The sequence below is a fragment of the Roseobacter sp. genome, assembly GCF_039970775.1.
In the GTDB taxonomy this organism is placed as follows: Bacteria; Pseudomonadota; Alphaproteobacteria; order Rhodobacterales; family Rhodobacteraceae; genus Roseobacter.
The window spans coordinates 15497-36351 of record NZ_JBDVLG010000017.1; the positions used below are offsets into that span (position 1 = coordinate 15497).

The following is a 20855-nucleotide window of genomic DNA, read 5'->3' on the forward strand; positions in this document are numbered from 1 at the left end:
CTGCTACCCGGGGCCCGGTTGCAAGGGGGGCGCAGGCCGTCAGCTGCGTAATCGCGACGCGCCAAAAGCGCTCAGCGCGATCAAACCTGCCGCCGTGCCCAGACAAAGCGGCAGGCCGCCCAGTTGGTAGGTCACCCCCGACAAGACCGTGCCCACCAACCGCCCGGCGGCGTTGGCCATATAGTAAAATCCCACATCCATGGTGACTCGGTCTTTGGTCGAAAAGGCGAGGATCAAATATGAATGCAACGCTGAATTGATCGCAAATAATGCGCCAAACGCCAACAACCCGCCTACCAGACAGACCGTCAGCCACGGGGCTGGACCCATGGGCAGGGCGCTGGCAACGGCGAGGGCTGCGGGCACGGTGCATAGGGCCACCGCCCCGCGCCGCGCATCCCGCACCAGCGCACCCAAGGGGCGGTGTTTGGCGCGCAGCAGGGCGGGGGCCGCAGCCTGAACACCGCCGTAAAGGATGATCCACAGGGCCATAAAACTGCCAATGGTGAAAAACGCGGCACGGTTGCCGGCGTCTGTGCCATCTGACAGCACCGCGTAGAAATAGACCGGGATGCCCACAACAAACCACACATCGCGCGCGGCAAACAAAAACACCCGCGCAAAGCTGAGCCAGTTGATGTTGCGGTCTTTGGACAATACCTCGCGGAATTTGGCATCTTTGCGGCCCTGCGGCAGGCCCGGTGGCATGGTTCGGGCGATCACCACCAAGATCACCGCCAAAACCGCCGCCATGCCCAAAACCGCCGGTTTTAACCCAACGGAACCCAGCAACACCGCCCCCAGCAAAAAGCCCAAGCCCTTTACCGCGTTCTTGGACCCGGTCAGCACCGCGACCCACCGAAACAACCCCCCGTCCTGCGCAGGGGCCAGCACCTTGACGGCTGATTTCGCGCTCATCTTTGACAGGTCTTTGGCCACGCCCGATGCACCTTGCACCGCCATCACAAAAATGACCGATGTGGTGACGGCCCAACTGGGGTTTAACTGCGCCAGCGCGACCAACGCGGCCACTTGTAGCGCCAAGCCCGCATATAACGTCGTGGTCAGGCCAAAGCGTGCGGCGATCCACCCGGCGCTGAGGTTGGTGACCACGCCCGCGATCTCATAGAGGACAAACAGGTAGGCCAGTTGCACCGGCGAAAACCCAAGCGTGTGAAAGTGCAGCAACACCAACATGCGCAACGCGCCATCGGTCAGCATGAACGCCCAATAGGCCGCAGTGACCGCCGCATAGGCCGCCCCGGCGCGAGGGGGTGTCATAACGCAGCGCCCACCATCCGGGCCACATCCACCAGTCGGTTGGCATAGCCCCATTCATTGTCGTACCACACATAGACCTTTAGCTGCGTGCCATTGACCACCATCGTTGATGGCCCATCCACGATGCCTGATCGCGGGTCGTTGGTGTAATCGGCGCTGACCAACGGCCGGGTTTCATACCCCAAAATCCCCTTTAACGGGCCCTCGGCGGCGGCGGCAAACAGGGCGTTCACCTCTTGGGCGGTGGTGGGGCGTTCCAGCTCAAACACACAATCGGTCAGCGACGCGTTCAGCAACGGCACCCGCACCGCATGGCCGTTCAACCGGCCCGCCAGTTCGGGGTAAATCAACGTGATCGCCGTGGCGCTGCCGGTGGTGGTGGGGATCAGCGAATTTAACGCCGACCGCGCGCGCCGCAGGTCTTTGGCGGGGCGGTCCACGATGGTTTGGGTGTTGGTCACGTCGTGGATCGTGGTGATGGACCCGTGTTTGATGCCAAGGTTTTCGTGCACCACCTTGACCACCGGGGCGATGCAGTTGGTGGTGCAACTGGCGGCGGTGATAATGTCGTGTTGGTTGGGGTCGTAGGTGTCTGAATTCACACCATAGACGATATTCGCGGTGGGCCCGTCCTTTACCGGGGCCGAAACCACCACCTTTTTGACGCCCGCGGCAAAATACGGGGCAAGGGCGGCTTGGGTTTTGAAGACGCCGGTGCAGTCTATCACCACATCGACGCCATCCAACGGCAGGTTGGCCAAATCGGTTTCACGGTGTACCGGCAGGCGCGTGCCGTCTATTGCGATGCTGTCATCATCGGCGGTGAAGGTCGCGGGCCAACGCCCATGCACGGTGTCAAATTCCAGCAAATGCGCGTGCATGGCGGGGTCGCCCACGGCGTCGTTGATCCAGGCGATACGCGCGCCATGTTCCAGCAAGGGGCGCAGGGCCAGTTTGCCAATGCGGCCTAATCCGTTAAGGGCGTAGGTTGTCATGCGGAGTGTCCTTTTGGGGGGGCGATGCCAATGGCATCAATGGCGTTTTGCAACGATGTGGCATCCAGCGTGGCCAGCGGAAGGGCGGCAAACGCCGCGATCCGGGCGTGCAACGCGGTGTAGGTGTGTTCAAAGGCGCGGCGGCGCTCTGCGAGGGGGCCTTTGGCGCTGGCGGGGTCGGGCAGGCCCCAATGGCCGCTGATCGGCTGGCCTTCCCAGGTTGGGCAATCCTCATTTGCGGCGCTGTTGCACACCGTAAAGACGAAATCCATGCGCGGGCTGTCGGGGGTTTGAAAGTCCGACATGGGTTGGGGTCGTAGGCGCGCGGTATCGTGGCCTTTACATGTGAGGATATCGACCGCCAGCGGGTTGATTTGATCGTTGGGCTGCGTCCCCGCAGAATAGACGGCGAACCGGGTTGGGTCGAGATCGCGCAAGATGGTTTGGGCGCAGATCGATCTGGCTGAATTGCCGGTGCACAGAAACAACACGTTGTATTGTGAGCGCAGCGTGGCGGTGGCGACGGGTGCGCATAATTCGGGCCGCCCTCGGCAACAATCAACGACCAGAAAATTGATCAGCGCGCCTGCGGCCTGCGTGTTGGCGCTGTAGCGCAGCGACGTGCCTTGTCTGCGTTGCCGGATCAATCCTGCGTCCGTCAATGCGGCCAGATACACCGAAGTCGTCGAGGCCTTGAGCGTCAAGGCCGATGCGATTTCCCCTGCGGGAACCTGATCTGGGTAGCGCCGCATGAGCAGACGAAAAATGCCCAACCGTTGCGGGTGGCTAAGGGTCGACAGGCGTAAGAGTGCTTCTTTTTCCATATTTCATGAATATATGAAATATTGATGGGCGCAATAGGTATCCGACAAGGCGGTTGTTGTCAGGGCGCGGCCATACCCAACGGCTCGACGACCAATAGGTAACAAACTGGGGGCGGTATCAATGCCGTGTGGTTTCAGTCGTTGGGGCTCAACCGCGTTGCGATGTGCTTTAAGGCGGCGGTGCTCTTGCCGAGGGTGTCCAGCGCCCCGTCCTTTCGCGCGATAACGCGCATGCCGACGTATTGCGCGACCAGGTGATGCGCCAGCGCGTTTGACATCGTCGGGGGTACCACATCCGCGAGCGCGGTTTCGAAGCCAACCAACATCCGCTCCAGCGACTTTGTTGCCATGGTTTCGATGTCGCTGTCGTAGGCGGCGGGCCCGGCAATGGCCGAGCACAAAAGACACCCGCGCTGGTCGCCCGAACGCACCGCTTCTTCGATAGAATCGAACACCTGAAAGATCCGCGCCCATCCCTCTTGATCATCGTCCACAAGCAACGCGACCGCGCCGCTCACGACCTGTGCGTCATATCTGCTCAGAACGCGCATATAGAGCGCCTTTTTGTCATTGAACGCTTTATACAGACTGCCACGTGTCAGGTTCATCCCCGCCAGAAGGTCCGGCAGGGTGGCATCGGCATAGCCGTGCTCCCAAAATACATCCATCGCTTTCGCGAGGGCTTCGTCGGTGTCAAATTCGCGTGGTCTTGCCATGGGGGTGGTATAGCACGGGTTTTCCAAGTTTGGAACTGATCAGTACCCAATCACGAAAACGTGTTTGGAACTATTCGGTTCCTAATGCTAGATGATCAATCACCGAAACACGAAACGGCATATCGCCGCCCACCACACCAAAGGAAAACACATGAAAAATATCGTCGCAAAATCATTGAGCGTTGTTGCAGCAGCAGTCATCACATTCGCACCGATCTCTGCATCCGCAGAAGCACCGGCCACACACGGCACCTTCACCGGGGCAAGCGATCACATCACAACTGGTGGTGTTCAGATCGTCAAAACCGCGGACGGCGGCGCGATTGTTATCCTCGACACTGATTTCAGCCTTGATGGCGCGCCTGACCCACGGGTTGGGTTCGGCTCTGATGGCAAATTCGTTGAGGCCAGCGATTTGGGTGCGTTGCAAAACATCAGCGGTCTGCAGATCTACGTGGTGCCGCCCACGATCAACGTTGATGATTTCAACGAAGTCTACATCTGGTGCTTGCAGTTTGGCGTGCCATTGGGTGTTGCATCCCTGAGCTAAGGGGCTTTTGCTCTGACGAGCCGCGCGCCCTTTATGTGCGCGGCTCGATCCGTATACCAAGGTAGGTAAACGCGGGTGGCTTAATGTAGTTTCAGCACAGATACGTGCGTTCCGGCTGACAGCAGTTTGCCGCGCCCACCCAGGACCGCAAGGCCGTCTGCCGCGACCAAAGGCGACAGACATGCAGAACTGCCCCGCGCAATGATCGTAGCCGTCGGCCGTGCACTGCCTTGGTCGGTACGAAGTCGTACAGGGGCGAATTCCAAGACCTCACGTCTTCGCACAAAATCAGCCGATAAACGCGCGTCGACCTGCGCCGTATCAAAGATATTGGCGCCAAGAGACGTCTCGATCATGGCACGCACCACGAAATAATACCCGACGATCGCGGCAAAGGGATTGCCCGGCAAGGTCACGATCGGCACGCCGTCAAGATGGTGCAGCCCAAGCGGTTTTCCGGGGCGCATTTTGACCCCGTGAAAGAGCTCTGTCGCGCCCGTTTCGGTCAGGGCGGCCCTGATCGGATCGGCGCGCCCGGCTGACGCCCCGCCGGTGGTCACCACTAGATCTGCCGTGGCGACAGCCGCGCGCAATGCCTCGGCCACCGGCTGGGGGTGGTCTGGCTGCACGCCAAAGTCTATCAACCGGAGCGCGGGTTTTTGCAATTCTGCGGACAGAAACATGCGCGTGGAATCGTGTATTTGCCCGGGGCTTAACGGCTCTCCTGCTGCGACAAGCTCATCCCCGGTTGAGACAAGTGCGATACGCAAAGGCGCTTGAACCGCTATTGTTTTCAACCCGGTTGCCGAGGCCAATGCCGCCAATCTGGGGGACATGATCGTGCCAGCAGGCGCAAGTTGCGCATCGCATTTGACATCCTCGCCGGCGGCTCTGACATGTGGTTTGTCCGATGGCGGGGTGGTCAAAAACATGCGCCCGCCACGCAGGCTGCATCGTTCTTGTTCAATCACGATATCGGCGCCCACCGGCATGGGGGCCCCTGTGGTGATGGGGCTGGCGGCACCGGGCGGTCGGTCTTTGGGGGCGTGCCCAGCCAAGATAGCAGGGCCCAAGGGCAGGCCGTATGCGGCGCGGTCCAGATCGCGTTGCGCTATGGCATACCCATCCATCGCGGCATTCGCAAAAGGGGGGACAGAATGCGCGGCAAAAAGCGGCGCGGACAAGACGCGGCCAGTGCTCGATGAGAGCGGAACTTGCTGTGGCGTTGGTTGGTTGGGCGCGAACGTGCGGGCCAGCCCAAGCGCATCTTTGAAGCGGATGTTATGGCGCCCAGTGAGGTCACAAATTGTGGGCGGGGGGGAATGTAGGGTCATCCGTTCAGGTCTTTCTGCGCAGATTTTCAATGGGGTTTAAAGGTTTTACCGACCGGCGAACATGGATTTAAAAACAATACGTTGCGAGTAAAAATTCAGGTAAAAAGTGCCTGCGCATTGATGTCCCATGCCTTTAAGACGGGCGTCAGAGTGCGGCCGCCGCAGTCAGCATTTCGGGCACCGATGTGAGTTTCTCCCGCGGTTTTCCACGGGCTTCACCCGCCATGCGTTCGATTTGATCAATACGGTGCCAACCCGCCAGATCAATCTTGGCCGACGTCCCTGCATCCAGCCGCACAAGCAATTTTGACCGCAACGCTGGGTCGCAGGGCGCCTCAGATGCGGCAAGATCTGCCAACACAGCTTCTGCTGTTTCGCTCGCACATTCGCGGTTGGTGCCAATAATGCCGCTCGGGCCACGTCTGATCCAGCCTGCGGTATATAGCTTGTCGATGGGTTGCCCTTGGGTGCCGGTCACACGGCCCTGCTGGGACGGAACCACACCCGCAGCATCGTCAAACGGGACACCACACAGGGGGCGCCCACGGTAGCCAACACTGCGCAAAACCAGCCCTGCGGGAATTGTTTCGCGGTCTTGCGTCGACCGCGCACGCCGCTCAAACGCGGGTCCTTCGAGCGTGCAGCGCGACAAAACAACCGCTTCGGTCGCGTCTTTCCCTTGGATTTCCACAGGCGAAAGCAAGAACCGAAAATGAACGCGCCTTGACGCGGTGCGCGGGGCATCGGGATGGGCAAACCCCTTCAAGATGCCAATCATCCGTGCCGCATCTTTTAGCTCTTCGGGGGTTGCCCCTGCGGCATCAATCTCGGCGGGGTCAAAGACGGGTTCCACATCCGACAACATACTAAATTCACGCAGCTCCCGAATGGAAAAGCTGGCCTGCAACGGGCCGCGCCGACCAACCACAATAATATCAGTGACTTGGCTGGCAGACAGGGCCTCTAGCGCGTGTTCGCAGATGTCACTGACGGCAAGCTCCTGTGGGGTTTTCGCCAGAATACGGCTCACATCCAAGGCGACATTGCCATTGCCAACGACCACAACGTTGGGGTGCGACAGATCAAAACTGTGGTCCCGGAAGTCCGGGTGGCCATTGTACCAACTCACAAATTCAGTGGCAGACACACTGCCGGGCAGATCTTCGCCGGGGATCTTCAGCTTGCGGTCAGATATGGCGCCAGTGGCGATGATGACAGCATCGTAGGCGGCGGTTAATTCATGGACCGTCACGTCTTCTCCGACCGTGACATTGCCCATAAACTGAAAATCAGAATGGGCGGCAGTGGTCTCAAACACAGCCGTGACGCTTTTTAACTTTTGGTGGTCAGGCGCCACTCCATACCGCACCAAACCAAAGGGCACAGGCAGGCGTTCGTACATGTCAACTTGCACCGTGGCATCAGCGTTTAACAGCGCTTCGGCGGCGTAAAACCCCGCAGGACCACTGCCGACAATTGCGACTGTTTGGGTCACACCAGCCCCTCCGAAATAAGCGTATCACGACGCGCGTCTGCCCCCGGAAGCGGGGATTGTTTGGCCTTGATCACGGGCAGCAACGCGGCTTGTTCGGCGTTCAGTTCGATCAAGGGCGACCCCAATATGTCGATGTCTTCGACAATTGCGCCAACGGGGCATTTGGGAATGCACGCGCCACAATCGATACAAAGATCAGGGTCAATATAAAGGCGGTCTGCGTCCCCGTGAAAACAATTCACGGGGCATACAGACACACAATCAGTAAAACGGCAGCTGGAGCAGTTTTCGGTAACGATATGTGTCATCGATGTGCTCTGGCTCAGCGTTGGGCGACGTAAAACGTCAACGCCGTTGAAGGCGATGAAAATACCGCCTTGGTGCCTTTGGCAAATTCGATCACGTCACCGGCGGTGAAGGTGGTTGTATTGCCGCTTTCGTCTTTGACGGCCAGTTCGCCTTCAAGCACCAGCTTGTATTCATCGAATTCGTAATCATAGGCCAAAGGCTCGCCTTTGCTCATCCGGAACATGCCAAAGGTGACGGGCGCGCCGCTGCTGCTTTTGGTCGCAAAATCTTTCATCAGCGCATCAACGCCCGGCATGTCAATCGCAGGCAGATCGGCAGGAACGATATCGGCGTATTTTTGGATAGTCATGTTATTTTCCTTAAGTTTAGGTCGTCGGTCGTGGGGGCGGTGCGCGCCTTAAGCGCGCACTGCAATTTTGGGAGATGTTGCCTGCTTGGCATCCGTTCCTGGTTTAATATTGTCGAGGTTCGCGGGAACGACCTCCACAAGATTGTCCGAATAGGTCGGCGCCATCCCAAGGTTGGCATTGCGGTCCGAGCTGACGCAGTTCACGGCAGTGCCGGTCAACGACAGTCCCGGCCAGTACCCCAGCGACGCCGAAACAACACCGCGGATCACATCCGTGCCGACCCGCGCCCGGCCCACAAATTCGCCGCGATCATTGCCAACACGCACCATCTGGCCTTCGACAATGCCCAGTTCACGCGCATCCTCTTCGTTCATGATCACAATCTGTTCGCCCTGACGCAGTTGCTGCGTCGTCTCGTTGGCGTATTGCGAGTTCAAGAACCCGTGGGATTTCGGCGAAATAATGCTGAACGGGTATTTGCCAGCCAAATCAGGCGTAGACGAGACGCTTTCATAGGGTTCGGCATGACCGGGCAGCTTGTCGACCTCTTCGCCGGGCTGCATTTCGGTGTACATCGAACGCCATGGCGGCGCGACAAAGTTCCCGTCATCGGCCTGTGTCGTCAGGAATTCCAACTTGCCGGTGGGCGTGGGGAAATTACCTTCGGCGTGAGGTGTGCGGGTCGCAACATCGCCGATCTTGAGCCGCGCATACCCTTCCTCGCGCAGCAGGTCGTAGGTGATGCCGTCCATCAAGGGCGAGTCCCAGTTGACGTAATCCTTGATCATCTGATCGTCTGGGCGCTGCCAATCGTCACCGTCAAATTCCATGACCTTCGCCAAACGGCGGAAGAGTTCGGTGTTGGGTACGGTCTCACCCGGTGCCTCGATGGCCTTGTGGTTATAGGTAAAATAGAAATGTCCCCACGAGAACATCAGCTCTTCTTGTTCTGCCTGCATACAGGCGGGCAGCAGAATATCGGCGTATTTGGCTGTATCTGTCACGAAAAGCTCGCTGCATACGACAAACAGATCTTCGCGCATCAACCCTTCACGGATCTTGTTTTGCTCGGGTGCTTGCGACATCGGGTTGGCATTATACACCATCAACGACTTTAGCGGCCGGCCATCTTTGGGTTCGGTCAACGCCTCGCCAATGCGTGTCAGGTTTACCACCCGCGTGCCCGGTTTGATGTAATCGGGTCGGCAGATGTGGTCATAGTTCAGCGGGAATTCCCACAGCGGCATTTCCAGCACGCCACCACCGGGATAGCGCCACGCCCCAACCAAACCTGAAAGCGACGTGATCGCGCGGATCGCCTGACCGCCGTTGCGATTGCGTTCGAGCGCCACACCCAACCGGATGGCCTGACCCTTTGTCGTGGCATATTCACGGGCAAATTCACGAATGACATCTGCGGGCACGCCGGTGATGTCGGCGCAGCGGTCAACCGCGTATTCGTCCAGCACGCGCGCCTTTAGTTCTTCGTAGCCGTGGGTGTGTTCTGCGATCCAATCTTCATCGGCCAGACCTTCGGTGATGATCACATGCATCATCCCCAGGGCAAGGGCCGCGTCGGTCCCCGGTCTTGGCCGGATGTGCAGATCTGCCGCCTTGGCCGTGCGCGTCGATACCGGGTCAATGACCACAACCTTCGCGCCCTTTTCGCGGGCTTCCTGAATGATGGGCCAGTGGTGCAGGTTGGTGGTCATCGTGTTCACGCCCCACAACACGATGTATTTGGAATGGGCAAAACTCTCGGGATCCACACCGCCGCTTGGGCCAACCGTCATCAACCACGCGGTCGACGACCCAGAGGCGCAAAACGTTTTCTCGGCAACGGTCGAGCCAAGTTTGTTGAAAAACGCATCACCCACAAACAGACCGTTGATCGTGCCCTCATGGCCCAAATAGTTGTAGGGCATGATCGCCTCAGACCCAAACTCATCAATGATCCCGGTCCAACGGTCGCGGATTTCGGCGAGGGCTTCGTCCCAGGTGATGCGTTCAAATTGGCCGCTACCTTTGGGCCCGGTGCGCCGCATGGGGTACAAAATACGGTCAGGGTTATAGTGGTGTTCAGCGAAATCTTTCAGTTTCACGCACAGGCCACCACGGGTGATCGGGTGATCCTTATTGCCGGTGACTTTCGTCAATTTACCATCTTCAACATCATAAACCATTGCACATGTGTCAGGGCAGTCCTGCGGACATGCGCCTAAAAATTTCTTCTTGTTGACTGGGAGATTCATAAAAGGCCCTCCGGGCTGTTGGTGGCTTTGGATTATATTTTTGTCGGTCGTTTCGACTGTTTTAGGATCATAGGTGCAGGTATTTGGTCGCCAAAAGGTCCAAGTGGTCCAAAAGTGATGGTGCCAACCGAACCACCAGAAAATTGCCGACTTTGCGTTCAAACCGTGTATATTTATTGAGCATACCACGTTTAAAGTGCCGTGATTTTACCAATATCCGGTCTGGGTGGGCGGCCGGGGTTTGGCCGCTGTACATCCAAAATGGATATTGTTGTCCAAAGAGCCTCGCCGCGGCACCGGTATCGGGGTGTTGGTGCTGCATCCGACACGAACCATGGGAAAAGGGGGGCCTAGATCTGGAATTTATCTTTAATATCGACGCAACAAAACCGCTGCAAATACAGTTTTTCGATCAGATTCGCGCGATGATACTCGATGGGCGTCTGGCGGCTGGGGTCGCCTTGCCGCCAACCCGAAACCTGGCGCAACGCTATAGTGTGTCGCGAAATACAATCAGTTTGACCTACGACCGGCTGGTTGCTGAGGGCTATGTCGAACCCCGCAGCACCAAGGGGTTTTTCGTGGCCGAGATCCCGCCCGATGATCTGTTGTTGATCAGAAGCAGGGTGCCGCCCGACAACGGACCCAGACCGGACGAATCCCCCGAAGCGGTGTTGTGTTTTGCCGGGGAACCGGGCGGCGAAAGCGACAGGCCCGCCCTTGATTTCTGGGTCGGCCGTTCGGCCACCAGCAGTTTCCCACTGTCGATCTGGCGGCGCATTGTCGGACGGTTGCTGGACCGCGAATCTCAATTTCTCACGGATTACTGCGACCCCGCCGGGTTGCCCGCGTTGCGCCGCGCTATCGCCGAATATCTTGGGCGCAGCCGTGGGGTCGTGGTCAGCGCCGACCAGATTATTGTCACATCCGGGGGGCAAGAGGCGCTCAATCTGGTGACCGAATTATTGGGGTCGCGATCCGAAAGGCTATGCATCGAAACACCTTGCTATGTGGGGGCCTCGATGGTGTTCCGGGCGGGGGATCTGGAAATCGACCCGGTGCCGCTGGATAGCGAAGGGCTCAGAACGGACCAGCTGCCCAATTCTAGACATAACCTGATTTACGTAACCCCCTCGCATCAGTTTCCAACCGGTGCGACACTGCCGTTGAACCGCAGACTTGCCTTGCTTCGGTGGGCCGAGGAAACGGACAGCTACATCATAGAAGACGACTACGACAGCGATTTTCACTATGATGGCCCGCCGTTGATGGCGCTTGCTGGCCTTGATGAGGGGCGGCGCGTTTTTTATGTGGGCACGTTTTCCAAATCAGTGGGGGCGGGGTTGCGGATTGGCTTTGCTGTTGTGCCGCGCCGCTATTGGAGCGAGGCGCGTCTGTTAAAGGCGCGGTTGAGCAACGGGCAATCGTGGTTGGAACAACGCGCCCTGTCGGAATTTTTGATGGATGGTCATTTTGACCGCCATCTCAGGAAATTAACCAAGGTCTACCGTGCTCGTAGGGATTGTCTGATTGCCGAATTGACAGCCCGTTTTGGCCGGGTCGATGTGTCGGGCCATGAAGGCGGGTTGCATCTTGTCTGGCACCTTCCACCAGATTTGCCCCCCGCGCGCGAAATCCAAAAGCGCGCCCGTGCAAAAGGCGTGGGCGTTTACGCGCTCTCAAGCGGTGCCGCGTATGATTTCGACGAATCCGCGCCGGACCGCACGTTGGTTTTGGGGTATTCTTCGCTGGATGAAAAACAGATTGCCCATGCTGTCGAGATCATCTCAGAGATCGTGCAATAGGGGGGCAGGGGCGTCCGCGCTTTGCGTGGTTCGGTTTTTGCACCGCTTCGCGGTAAAAATAGCATTTGCCCAGACCGGTGCGCCATATCATCCTACACAAAAAGGAGCGGTATATGACGGACGGCAAAGGGCCACGGGGGGATCGCGACGTGGTGCGGGCCGCGGTTGCAGGCACCCCCAAGATTGAACAGCCCTGGCTGCGCCGGGAACAGCAGGTCCAAACCCTCTGCGCGCCGTTTTGGGCCAGCCGCCTTTGTTGTTTGACTTTACGGTGTCACGCGCCAGACCCCTGCGTGTCGCTCAATGACTGACATGTTTGAGGTCTGGGACAGGCACATTCATGCCTTTGTCGCAGTGTCTGACGCACCCGCGCAGGCGGGCCCTTTGGGGGACGTTTCGGTGGGCGTCAAAGACATCATAGATGTTGCCGGTTTGCCCACAAAGAACGGCAGCTTGACCTACGCTGATGCGTTGGCCGCTGACTGTGACGCGACCGTTGTTCGGCGTCTGCGCGATGCGGGCGCGCGGATTGTGGGCAAAACCACCACGACGGAATTCGCCTTCACCGACCCAACGCCTTGCCGCAATCCGCATGTTTTGGCGCGCTCCCCCGGCGGATCCAGCAGCGGCTCTGGTGCGGCGGTTGGGGCGGGCATCGTGGACATCGCACTGGGGACACAAACTGCGGGGTCGTTGATTCGCCCGGCGGCGTATTGCGGGGCGGTTGGTTTCAAACCAAGTGCGGGCCTGTTGCCGTTAGATGGTGTGACGCCGCTGGCGCGCAGCTTTGACACGGTGGGGATCATCGCGCGCACTGTCGGCTTGGCCCGGCGCGCGTTCGACGTGATCGCGCCGCCCGCCCAAACGGGCGATTTACGGGGGGCAAACGTCGTTTGCGGGCTCTGGGACACACAGGTTGAGGTCGCACCAGATTGGATGCAGGCAATGAGAGCTGCACAAGACAGCCTAAGCTGTGTAGTGTCTCTAACGGTATGCGATCTTGTGGCAGATGTAGGGCGGGTCGTCGACGCCCACCGTACCGTCATGTGCGCCGAGGCATTTGCAACCCATCATGCCATGTTGGACGGCGACACCGCCCAGATGTTGAAACCGAAATTCCGCATGGGGCTAGAGGCCGGTCGCGCCGTTTCACCCGCCGCGTTGCGTCAGGCACGGGGTCTTTTGACGGGCGCATGCGCCGCGTTTTGGGACAACATGGCAGACACCGATTTGATCTTGACCTTGCCGGTCCCCGAGGGCGCGCCATTGTTAGATGACACAACCGGATTTCAAGATTGGCTGACCTCATGGACAGTATTTGGCGGGCCTTTGGTGTGCGTGCCTTGGGGCGTCGATGCGTTGTCGCGACCCCGGTCGGTCATGTTGGCAGCGCATCCGGGGCAAGATGCGCGGGTGCTTTCGGCTGCGGCGTACCTAGAGCAACACGCCCCTTTGGTCCCTGCGCCACAAACGCCCCGCTAGGCCTTTAACCTGACAACTGCATCGACCTCGACAGAGGCATTTCCCGGCAGGCCAGACACGCCCACAGCGGTGCGCGCATGCCATCCGTTTTCGCCAAACAGCGCGACAAACAGCTCGGTTGCGCCATTGATCACTGCCGGGCTTTGGCCAAAGCCAGACGTACAATTCACAAAGCCTCCGAGGCGCAAAATTACATCGACCTGGTCGAGATCACCGTCGCAGGCCGTGCGCAATCGGTAGAGCAGGTTCAGCGCGCAGATCTGGGCGGCTTTATGCGCGGCCTTGAGGCCTTCGGGCGTGTCTGCGACGGGTCCGGTGTGGGTGACCGAGCCGTCCCATTCGCAAATCTGGCCTGACAGATAGACGGTCTGCGCATCCCGGCGGTACGGCAAAAACTGCCCGCGCGGGGTCCAATCGGGGGGTAGCACAAGGCCCATGGCGGTCAGGCGTTGTTCAACCTGCGAGGTCATGCCTGCACACTTTGCTGCGCCAAAAACGCGCGCCAGTCCGCAAGCGGTGTGATGTCTGTTGCACCGTCCAGCCCGGCGTGTTCGCACACAAACCCTTTGACACCTGTGCCGTCCGACAGATCAACCGTGCCGATCCCCAGCGGCGCAGGAATGCCCGCCACGAAATGCCCAAAGGCCGCTTTGGGCAGGCGCCAGATTTCGAGCGCGACCGACCCGGCCTGCGCGCCGGGGGCTTTGACCAGACCGGGGCGCGCAGGTGGGCCACCCGCGAGGGCGTAAAACCTATAATCGGACGTCGTCTGCGTCTTGCGCGCAAACACCCCGCCCAAATCAGTGAGCTGCCAATTGAGTGGCAGGCCCGCCATATGCGCGCCGCACACAGCGATTTCGATGGTGTCAGGCTGGGCTGTAGGCAAAGGCGCGGGGGGGGCAATGGGATGGGACGTGGCGCCCATCATACGCTGACAATCGTGTTCAAACCCGCGTGCAACACTCGCCACCAACGCGTCTTGGCCCGCGCAGGCCAGCACGGTGACACTGCCGGGCCGTCCGTCGGTGCGTGGCGCTGTTGGCACCGCAATGCCGCACATATCCAACAGGTTGACGAAATTGGTATAGGTGCCGTTGTTGGAATTCGGTGTGACCGGGTCGGCCTCTAGGTCGGCCACAGAATAAAATGTCGGCACTGTGGGGACGCACAGCATATCGAGGCCGGCCAACATCGGTTCTGCTGCGCGTTTCAGTTCGGCCAACCGGTAGATACCGGTGAAGGCATCTGCGGCAGACATGCTTTCGGCGTGGGTGATGATCTGGCGGGTGACGGGGTGCAGGGCGTCTGGGGTGCGGGCCAGCAGGTCTGCGATCACGGTGTAACGTTCGGCCACCCATGCACCTTCGTACAGCATGCGCGCAATGGCGTAGAGCGGTTCGAAATCAATGGGTTCGATCACCGCACCGCGTGCCTGTAGCGCCGCAACATCACGCTCAAACGCGGCCTGTTGCACGGTGTCGCCAAAGAACTCGATGGATTTTGCATCGGGGATCCCTATGCGCAACGACGCCGCCGGTTGGGTCATGTTTTGATGCGCGAGCGGTTTGGAATATGCATCTGCCGCATCATACCCGCGCGCCACGGCAAAGGCGGCATAGGCGTCATCGACCGTCAGAGCAAAGATAGACACGGTGTCTAATGTGCGGCAGGCGGGCACGACCCCGCTGGCTGACAGCGCGCCCAACGTTGGTTTTAGCCCCACGATATTGTTTAACGCCGCCGGGACGCGCCCGGACCCCGCAGTGTCTGTGCCCAGCGAAAACGACACGATCCCGTGCCCCACAATCACCGCCGACCCGCCGGACGACCCCCCCGGCACGATCGTTGGATCGACTGCATTGAGCGGTGCACCATAGGGGGTACGGATGCCCACAAGGCCCGTTGCGAATTGGTCGAGGTTTGCCTTGCCGATCATCAAAGCGCCCGCCGCCCGCAATTGCGCGATCACAAAGGCGTCTGTGTCTGGGGTGTAGGCATATGCCGGGCAGCCCGCGGTTGTTTCGACCCCTGCCACATCAATGTTGTCCTTGGCGGCAAAGGGTATGCCCCACAGCGGCAGCGCGGGGTCGTAGGGGCCTAGGGCGCGTGCTTCGGCCAGCAGGTCTTCGTGCCCGCGCAGGTGAATGAAAATTCCGGGGTCACCCACAGCATCAAGCCGGGTGAATATCTCGTTTATGATATCCTCGGGGCGGGTGCCTGCGGCATAGGCCTCACGAAGCGCGTTTATCGTGAAGGGCAGGGTGCTGAGCATCGGGTGTCTCCAATTGATCTGTAGATATGAGCCGGTCCGGTGGTTTTGGCGCGGCGGCAAGCAGCGATTGTGTGTAGGGGTTTTGGGGGGCGGACATCACCGCAGGGGCGGGGCCTTCTTCGACGATCTCGCCGTCTTTCATGACGATCACGTGGTCGCACAGCAGTCGCACAACATGCAGGTCGTGGCTGACAAACAGATAGCTCAGGCCAAGTTTGGCGCGCAGGTCCACCAGCAAATTCAACACAACCGCCTGAATGGATACGTCCAACGCGGCGGTGGGTTCATCGAGGATCAGAAACTTTGGGTTCAATGCAACGGCACGCGCAATGCCGACCCGTGCCTTTTGCCCGCCCGACAGTTGGTGCGGAAACCGGTCCAGCAAGGACAGCGGCAACCCGACCAGCCCGGCCAATTCTTCGATGCGCGTCTGCAACGCCGCCCCATGCATTTTGCCTAGACGCCGCAGGGGTTCTGCGATGGCTTGCCGTGACGTGTGACGCGGGTTGAGACTGTCGGTGGCGTCCTGAAAAACCATCTGAATGTCAGCGCGCCTTGGGTCAGTGGCAAACCCGCGCGCTGGCGTTTTGGCGATGTCTTTGCCGTCGAATATGATCTGCCCGGAGGTTGCATCCATCAACCGCACCAGCATTTCCGAGGTCGTGGATTTGCCGCAGCCGCTTTCGCCGACCAACCCGACGCATTGGCCCTTGTTCACCGTGAAAGAAATACCTTTGACCGCATGCACTGGCCCGGATTTGCCCGCGTATGTTTTCACCAGATCGCGCACCTGAACCAACGGCACATCAGAGGCCACGATCTGCGGCGCCGGCGCGCGGGTTTCGGCTGGCAGCAGGTCGCGCACAGATGCGCCTGCGCGCGGGGTCGCATCGACCAACTTGCGGCTATAAGGGTGCGTGGGGTGTTTGAAAATCTGGACAGGGTCGCCTTGTTCGATGATCTGCCCGTCCTTCATCACCAGCAACCGGTCGCAATATTGCGCGGCCAAGCCCAGATCATGGGTGATCAGGATACTGCTCATATTGCGTTCACGGATCAGGTCGCGCACCAGATCCATGACCGCCTTTTGCGTGGTAATATCAAGGCCGGTGGTGGGTTCGTCCGCAATCAGCAACCGCGGGTCACAGGCCAGCGCGATCGCACAGACGATGCGCTGACACATGCCACCTGACAGCTCAAACGGGTAGGCGTCATAGCGGGCCTCGGCGTCGTTGATCTTGACGGCCTGCATGGCCAAAATGGCCTTCTCGCGGGCGTCATAGCGGGTGGCGCGGGCGTGTTGGCGCAGTACGTCTTCGATCTGGTGACCGACCTTGCGGATTGGGTTCAACGCCGCGCGCGGGTTTTGAAAGATCATCGAAATCTCTCGGCCCCGGATGTCACGCATGTCGCGTTCTGCGACATGTCGCAGATCAATGCCGGAATAGGTGGCCGCGCCCGCCTTGATCACGCCGCCCGCATCCAGAATGCGCATCAACGCGTAGGATGTGACCGATTTGCCCGAGCCGCTTTCGCCCACGATGCCCAGAATTTCGCCCTTGGCGACGTCAAAACTGATGCCACGCACCGCCTCAACGGCACCGCGTCTGGTCTGAAACGCGACGCTTAGGTCTTTGACACTTAGCATTGCTCAGGTCCTTTTGCGCGGGTCGACAATGTCACGTAGACCGTCGCCCAGCAGATTAAACGTAAAGACCGCAAACATCAGCCACAGGCCCGGAAAAACCGCCAGCCACCATTCGCCCGAGACGATAAAATTCGCGCCTTCAGCCACCATAATGCCCCATTCGGCAGTGGGTGGGCTGACCCCTAGCCCGATAAACGACAAACCAGCGGCGTTCAGGATCGCCCAGCCCAGGTTCAGCGACACCTGCACCATCATGGGCGGTAGCGCGTTGGGGAAAATCTGCGTCGCCAGCACCCGGATGTCAGAGCTGCCTGCAAGTTTCGCCGCGCGCACAAAACCCGCATCGCGGCGGATATTGACTTCGGCCCGCACAAGGCGCGCGTAAAACGGCATATTGATGATGGCTGTGGCGTAGATGATGTTTTCGACCGTGTTGCCCAAGGCCGCAACGATGCCCATTGCCAATACAAACAGGGGAAACGCCATGATGGTGTCGAGAAACCGGTTGAGGATGATATCGGGCCAGCCGCCCCAATACCCGGCGATGCAGCCCAGCACCGAGCCTATCACAAACGAAATCGCGACCGCCGCCACAGAGATCGTCAGATCGAGCCGTGTCGCCACGATCACCCGGCTGAACACGTCGCGCCCGACTTGATCGGTGCCGAACCAATGGGCCCATGACGGGGGTTGCAGGGCGTTGCTGGCATTTGTGGCCAGCGGGTCATAAGGGACCAGCGCGGGGCCAATGATCGCCGACACGATGAGAAGGGCGAACATCGTAAAGGCAATCAACGTAACGGGATTGGCGCGCAGCACATAGATCACGTGGTCTAAGGTGCCCTTTTGATGTGGCAGGGTGGCGGGGGGGGTATCGGTCATTGTGCGTCAAACCCGATGCGCGGGTCGATGGCCGTATACAGCAGGTCGATCACGAGGTTGAGCGCCACAAAAAGCAGCGCCATGGCCAACACAAACCCCTGTACCGCTGCATAGTCCGACACCACCAATGCTTCGACGGCATAAGACCCGATGCCGGGCCAGGCAAAGACCTTTTCTACCAGAACATTGGCGCCAAGAGCGAAGGAAAACACCATGCCCAGTGTCGTCACCACCGGCAGCAGCGCATTGCGCAATGCGTATCGGTAAAGCACCGCGCTGTTGGAAAGTCCCGCAGCTTTGGCGGTGCGGATAAAATCTGACGACAGCGCGATCAGCATCGCGGCGCGGGTCATACGTGCGATCGGGGCCAGCGTGAATAAGGCCAATGTGGTGGCGGGCAACACAAGTTGTTTGGCCGCGCCGCGCCATGTTTCCCAATCGCCCATGAGGGCCGCATCAATCAGGTAAAACCCCGTCACATGGTCTGGTGACAGATAGATAAAATCGAGCCGCCCGAGTGGCGAGGGCGCGATGCCCAGGAGGTAATAGAAGATGTAGATCAATAAGATGCCGGTAAAGAATGTGGGCAATGACACCCCCGCCGTCACGACGATACGGCACAGGTGATCGACCCATGTGCCCGGTCGCGTGGCCGCTAAAACGCCCAATGGGACGGCAATGCCCACCGCAAGGACCAGCGCCGTCAGCGTCAATTCCAACGAGGCGGGCAGGCGGTTTGCCAAATCAACGGCCACAGGCCGCCCGCTCGACAATGATTGCCCCAGATCGCCGCGCATGAGATCGCCAACGTACTGAATGAACTGCACGGGCAGGGGTTTGTCCAACCCCATCGCCACGCGCGTTTCTTCAATGGATGTGGCATCGGCGGCGACGCCTGCGAAATACACCGCAGGGTCCCCCGGCAGCGCGCGGGTCAGCAAAAAGCTGATCACCACGACGCCGATGACCACTGGAAGGGCCTGTGCCAGACGCAACATCGTCGCGCGCAGCCGGGGGGAGCTGTGCCGCATGGCTTAGACGGCGCTCAAGACGCGGGCGTCCAGCTGGCGGTGGAACCAGAATTCGTAGCCCTCCGCCCCATTGGCCGCCACGTTCAGCGCCGGTTGATACAATGGAATACGTGGCAATTCGTTTAGTGCGATCTCGAACATGCGCTGGATTTTAGGCGCGTATGCGGGGTCGTCGATAGGCATATGCAGCGTGTCATCCACCAGTGTTTCGATCTCTTCGTTGCGGTAGTTCGAGGAGTTGAACAGGTGCCCGTCCTTGTAGGCCCAGAAAAAGTAATAATCTGGTGTGTTCAGCCAACCGCCAAAGTTTTCAAGGTGCAACGGCAGACGTTTTTCGACCAACACAGCCGTGCGCCAATTGGCCCCTGGGATCTTTTCGATGGTGACGTTGATGCCGATTTTACCCAGTGCTTCTTGCACCAGCAACGCTGTCGGTTCCATCCACGACGCCAGATCGAGACTGATGGACAGCGGCACATCGAAACCGTCTGCGTGGGCGGATTTGGCCATGTGTTCTTTGGCCTTTTCCAGATCGGTGCTATATTGGGTCTTGCGCGGCCACGCGGTGTCGGTGATCTCTTCGGACCCGCCCCACAGGGGCAGACCCCGCCCAAAGGCTGCGGCCTGAAAGATGTCTTCGTATGGGACCGCATAGGCGATCGCCTTGCGCACATCGGGGTCTTGGAAAGGCTCGAACGAGAAGTTCGGGCACAGGCAATGAATGCAGTTTTCCACCGGGGTCGAGAACACATCGACCTTGTCTGCCAGTTCGGCCGCATCTTTGTCGGGGATGTTGAACGCCACTTGCACGTCGCCGCGCTCAATCAATGCGCGCCGTGTGGCGGGGCTGGGCACTTCGCGGATCACCACGCGTTTGGCGGCGGGCAGGGGGCCGCCGACCCAATCGTCGTTGCGCTCATAGACCAGCTGTTCGCCGGGGTTCCAGCGCGCCACTTTGTAGGCCCCTGACCCCGCAGGCGTGGTGTGCAGGTATTCCAACGCCCAAGGGTCGTCTTCGGTCGCATGCGCCTGTGCCTCAACCGCGTTGATGATGTAGGGGATGGGCACAGCCAAATCGGGGATGGTCAATTTCGATGGGCGGTCTAGGTTAATTACAAATGTCTCATCATCGACGGCCACAAATTGCTCGGGCCGCTCTAACCCGCCCGCTTTCATTTGCACCGTTGGGAACCCGCCCACAGACACGGCGCGGTCAAAGGACCATTTCACATCTGCCGCTGTCACCTTGCGGCCATCCCAGAAGGTCGCGTTGGGTTTGAGCTTGAAGGTCAGGGTCATGCCATCGTCAGAGACGTCCCAGCTTTCGGCCAGTTCGGGTTCTACGGACGTGTAGTCGTAGGACAGCCCGTTGCCCGGCACCTCTTTGGTCCCGAATGTCAGCAGGCGGTCATAGCAGTTGATCCCCACTTGATAAGACGCGCGGCTGGTGCCGGTGCGGTGCAAATCTAGGCTGTTGATCGTGGCACCGGTTACGACCACAAGCGTGTCGTTACTTTGGGCTGATGCGGGAAGCGCACGCAAAAAGGGCAACATTGAGGCACCGGCAGCGCCCATTTTTATGAAATTACGTCTGGTAGTTTGATCAGCCATGTGACCCCTCACTGTTAT

Annotated in this window: 19 protein-coding genes; 4 read left to right on the forward strand and 15 right to left on the reverse strand. The window is 59.4% G+C overall.

Translation table 11 applies throughout. The features are described 5' to 3' along the window. Positions 1-39: 39 nt before the first annotated feature. The 4 genes from arsJ to ABJH13_RS03085 form a co-directional block, all read right to left on the reverse strand. The gene (arsJ, locus tag ABJH13_RS03070) at positions 40-1281 is read right to left on the reverse strand and encodes an organoarsenical effux MFS transporter ArsJ (RefSeq protein ID WP_348404747.1); all 1242 of its coding nucleotides are present in this window, start codon (positions 1279-1281) and stop codon (positions 40-42) included. Continuing rightward, positions 1278-2276 carry an ArsJ-associated glyceraldehyde-3-phosphate dehydrogenase gene (locus ABJH13_RS03075; protein ID WP_348404748.1) on the reverse strand — a complete coding sequence of 333 codons (999 nt, stop codon included), beginning with the start codon at positions 2274-2276 and terminating at the stop codon, positions 1278-1280. The genes arsJ and ABJH13_RS03075 overlap by 4 nt, the downstream gene beginning before the upstream one ends. Continuing rightward, positions 2273-3100 carry a helix-turn-helix domain-containing protein gene (locus ABJH13_RS03080; RefSeq protein ID WP_348404749.1) on the reverse strand — a complete coding sequence of 276 codons (828 nt, stop codon included), beginning with the start codon at positions 3098-3100 and terminating at the stop codon, positions 2273-2275. The genes ABJH13_RS03075 and ABJH13_RS03080 overlap by 4 nt, the downstream gene beginning before the upstream one ends. A gap of 134 nt (positions 3101-3234) precedes the next feature. Next, complete coding sequence (locus ABJH13_RS03085) at positions 3235-3816, reverse strand: TetR/AcrR family transcriptional regulator (protein WP_348404750.1); 582 nt, start codon at positions 3814-3816, stop codon at positions 3235-3237. Positions 3817-3967: 151 nt separating this feature from the next. Between ABJH13_RS03085 and ABJH13_RS03090 the strand changes: the two genes are divergently transcribed. Continuing rightward, positions 3968-4366, forward strand: coding sequence for a DM13 domain-containing protein (locus tag ABJH13_RS03090; RefSeq protein WP_348404751.1), 399 nt, complete (start codon positions 3968-3970; stop codon positions 4364-4366). Between the two features lie 80 nt (positions 4367-4446). Here ABJH13_RS03090 and ABJH13_RS03095 read toward each other — a convergent pair whose 3' ends face one another. The 5 genes from ABJH13_RS03095 to ABJH13_RS03115 form a co-directional block, all read right to left on the reverse strand. Further along, positions 4447-5700, reverse strand: a complete 1254-nt coding sequence (locus tag ABJH13_RS03095; RefSeq protein ID WP_348404752.1) for a molybdopterin molybdotransferase MoeA — start codon at positions 5698-5700, stop codon at positions 4447-4449. A gap of 145 nt (positions 5701-5845) precedes the next feature. Further along, the gene (locus ABJH13_RS03100; RefSeq protein ID WP_348404753.1) at positions 5846-7195 is read right to left on the reverse strand and encodes an FAD-dependent oxidoreductase; all 1350 of its coding nucleotides are present in this window, start codon (positions 7193-7195) and stop codon (positions 5846-5848) included. Further along, positions 7192-7503, reverse strand: coding sequence for a 4Fe-4S binding protein (locus ABJH13_RS03105; protein WP_348404754.1), 312 nt, complete (start codon positions 7501-7503; stop codon positions 7192-7194). Before ABJH13_RS03105 ends, ABJH13_RS03100 begins: the two co-directional genes overlap by 4 nt. 14 nt (positions 7504-7517) lie before the next feature. Further along, positions 7518-7853 carry a cupin domain-containing protein gene (locus tag ABJH13_RS03110; RefSeq protein WP_348404755.1) on the reverse strand — a complete coding sequence of 112 codons (336 nt, stop codon included), beginning with the start codon at positions 7851-7853 and terminating at the stop codon, positions 7518-7520. Positions 7854-7901: 48 nt separating this feature from the next. Further along, on the reverse strand, positions 7902-10106 hold the full coding sequence (locus tag ABJH13_RS03115) for a molybdopterin-dependent oxidoreductase (protein ID WP_348404756.1): 2205 nt from the start codon (positions 10104-10106) through the stop codon (positions 7902-7904). A 176-nt stretch (positions 10107-10282) separates the two neighbouring features. Between ABJH13_RS03115 and ABJH13_RS03120 the strand changes: the two genes are divergently transcribed. The 3 genes from ABJH13_RS03120 to ABJH13_RS03130 all read left to right on the forward strand — a co-directional run bounded on the left by ABJH13_RS03120 (position 10283) and on the right by ABJH13_RS03130 (position 13393). After that, positions 10283-11911 (forward strand): PLP-dependent aminotransferase family protein, encoded by a 1629-nt coding sequence (locus ABJH13_RS03120; RefSeq protein WP_348404757.1) that lies wholly within the window; start codon positions 10283-10285, stop codon positions 11909-11911. A gap of 113 nt (positions 11912-12024) precedes the next feature. Then, complete coding sequence (locus tag ABJH13_RS03125) at positions 12025-12222, forward strand: hypothetical protein (RefSeq protein WP_348404758.1); 198 nt, start codon at positions 12025-12027, stop codon at positions 12220-12222. Further along, complete coding sequence (locus tag ABJH13_RS03130; protein WP_348404759.1) at positions 12215-13393, forward strand: amidase; 1179 nt, start codon at positions 12215-12217, stop codon at positions 13391-13393. Before ABJH13_RS03125 ends, ABJH13_RS03130 begins: the two co-directional genes overlap by 8 nt. Here ABJH13_RS03130 and ABJH13_RS03135 read toward each other — a convergent pair. From ABJH13_RS03135 to ABJH13_RS03160, 6 genes are read right to left on the reverse strand one after another with little or no spacing between them, the layout of a single operon-like run. After that, positions 13390-13863 carry a RidA family protein gene (locus ABJH13_RS03135; protein ID WP_348404760.1) on the reverse strand — a complete coding sequence of 158 codons (474 nt, stop codon included), beginning with the start codon at positions 13861-13863 and terminating at the stop codon, positions 13390-13392. The two genes, ABJH13_RS03130 and ABJH13_RS03135, sit on opposite strands and share 4 nt — an antisense overlap. Next, on the reverse strand, positions 13860-15665 hold the full coding sequence (gene atzF / locus ABJH13_RS03140) for an allophanate hydrolase (RefSeq protein WP_348404761.1): 1806 nt from the start codon (positions 15663-15665) through the stop codon (positions 13860-13862). The genes ABJH13_RS03135 and atzF overlap by 4 nt, the downstream gene beginning before the upstream one ends. Continuing rightward, positions 15625-17313 (reverse strand): ABC transporter ATP-binding protein, encoded by a 1689-nt coding sequence (locus ABJH13_RS03145; RefSeq protein WP_348404762.1) that lies wholly within the window; start codon positions 17311-17313, stop codon positions 15625-15627. Before ABJH13_RS03145 ends, atzF begins: the two co-directional genes overlap by 41 nt. Before the next feature lie 3 nt (positions 17314-17316). Further along, complete coding sequence (locus ABJH13_RS03150; protein WP_348404763.1) at positions 17317-18195, reverse strand: ABC transporter permease; 879 nt, start codon at positions 18193-18195, stop codon at positions 17317-17319. Beyond that, positions 18192-19226 (reverse strand): ABC transporter permease, encoded by a 1035-nt coding sequence (locus tag ABJH13_RS03155; protein ID WP_348404764.1) that lies wholly within the window; start codon positions 19224-19226, stop codon positions 18192-18194. Before ABJH13_RS03155 ends, ABJH13_RS03150 begins: the two co-directional genes overlap by 4 nt. 3 nt (positions 19227-19229) lie before the next feature. Then, entirely contained in the window at positions 19230-20837 is a 1608-nt protein-coding gene (locus ABJH13_RS03160; protein ID WP_348404765.1) for an ABC transporter substrate-binding protein, read from the reverse strand. Positions 20838-20855: the final 18 nt, after the last annotated feature.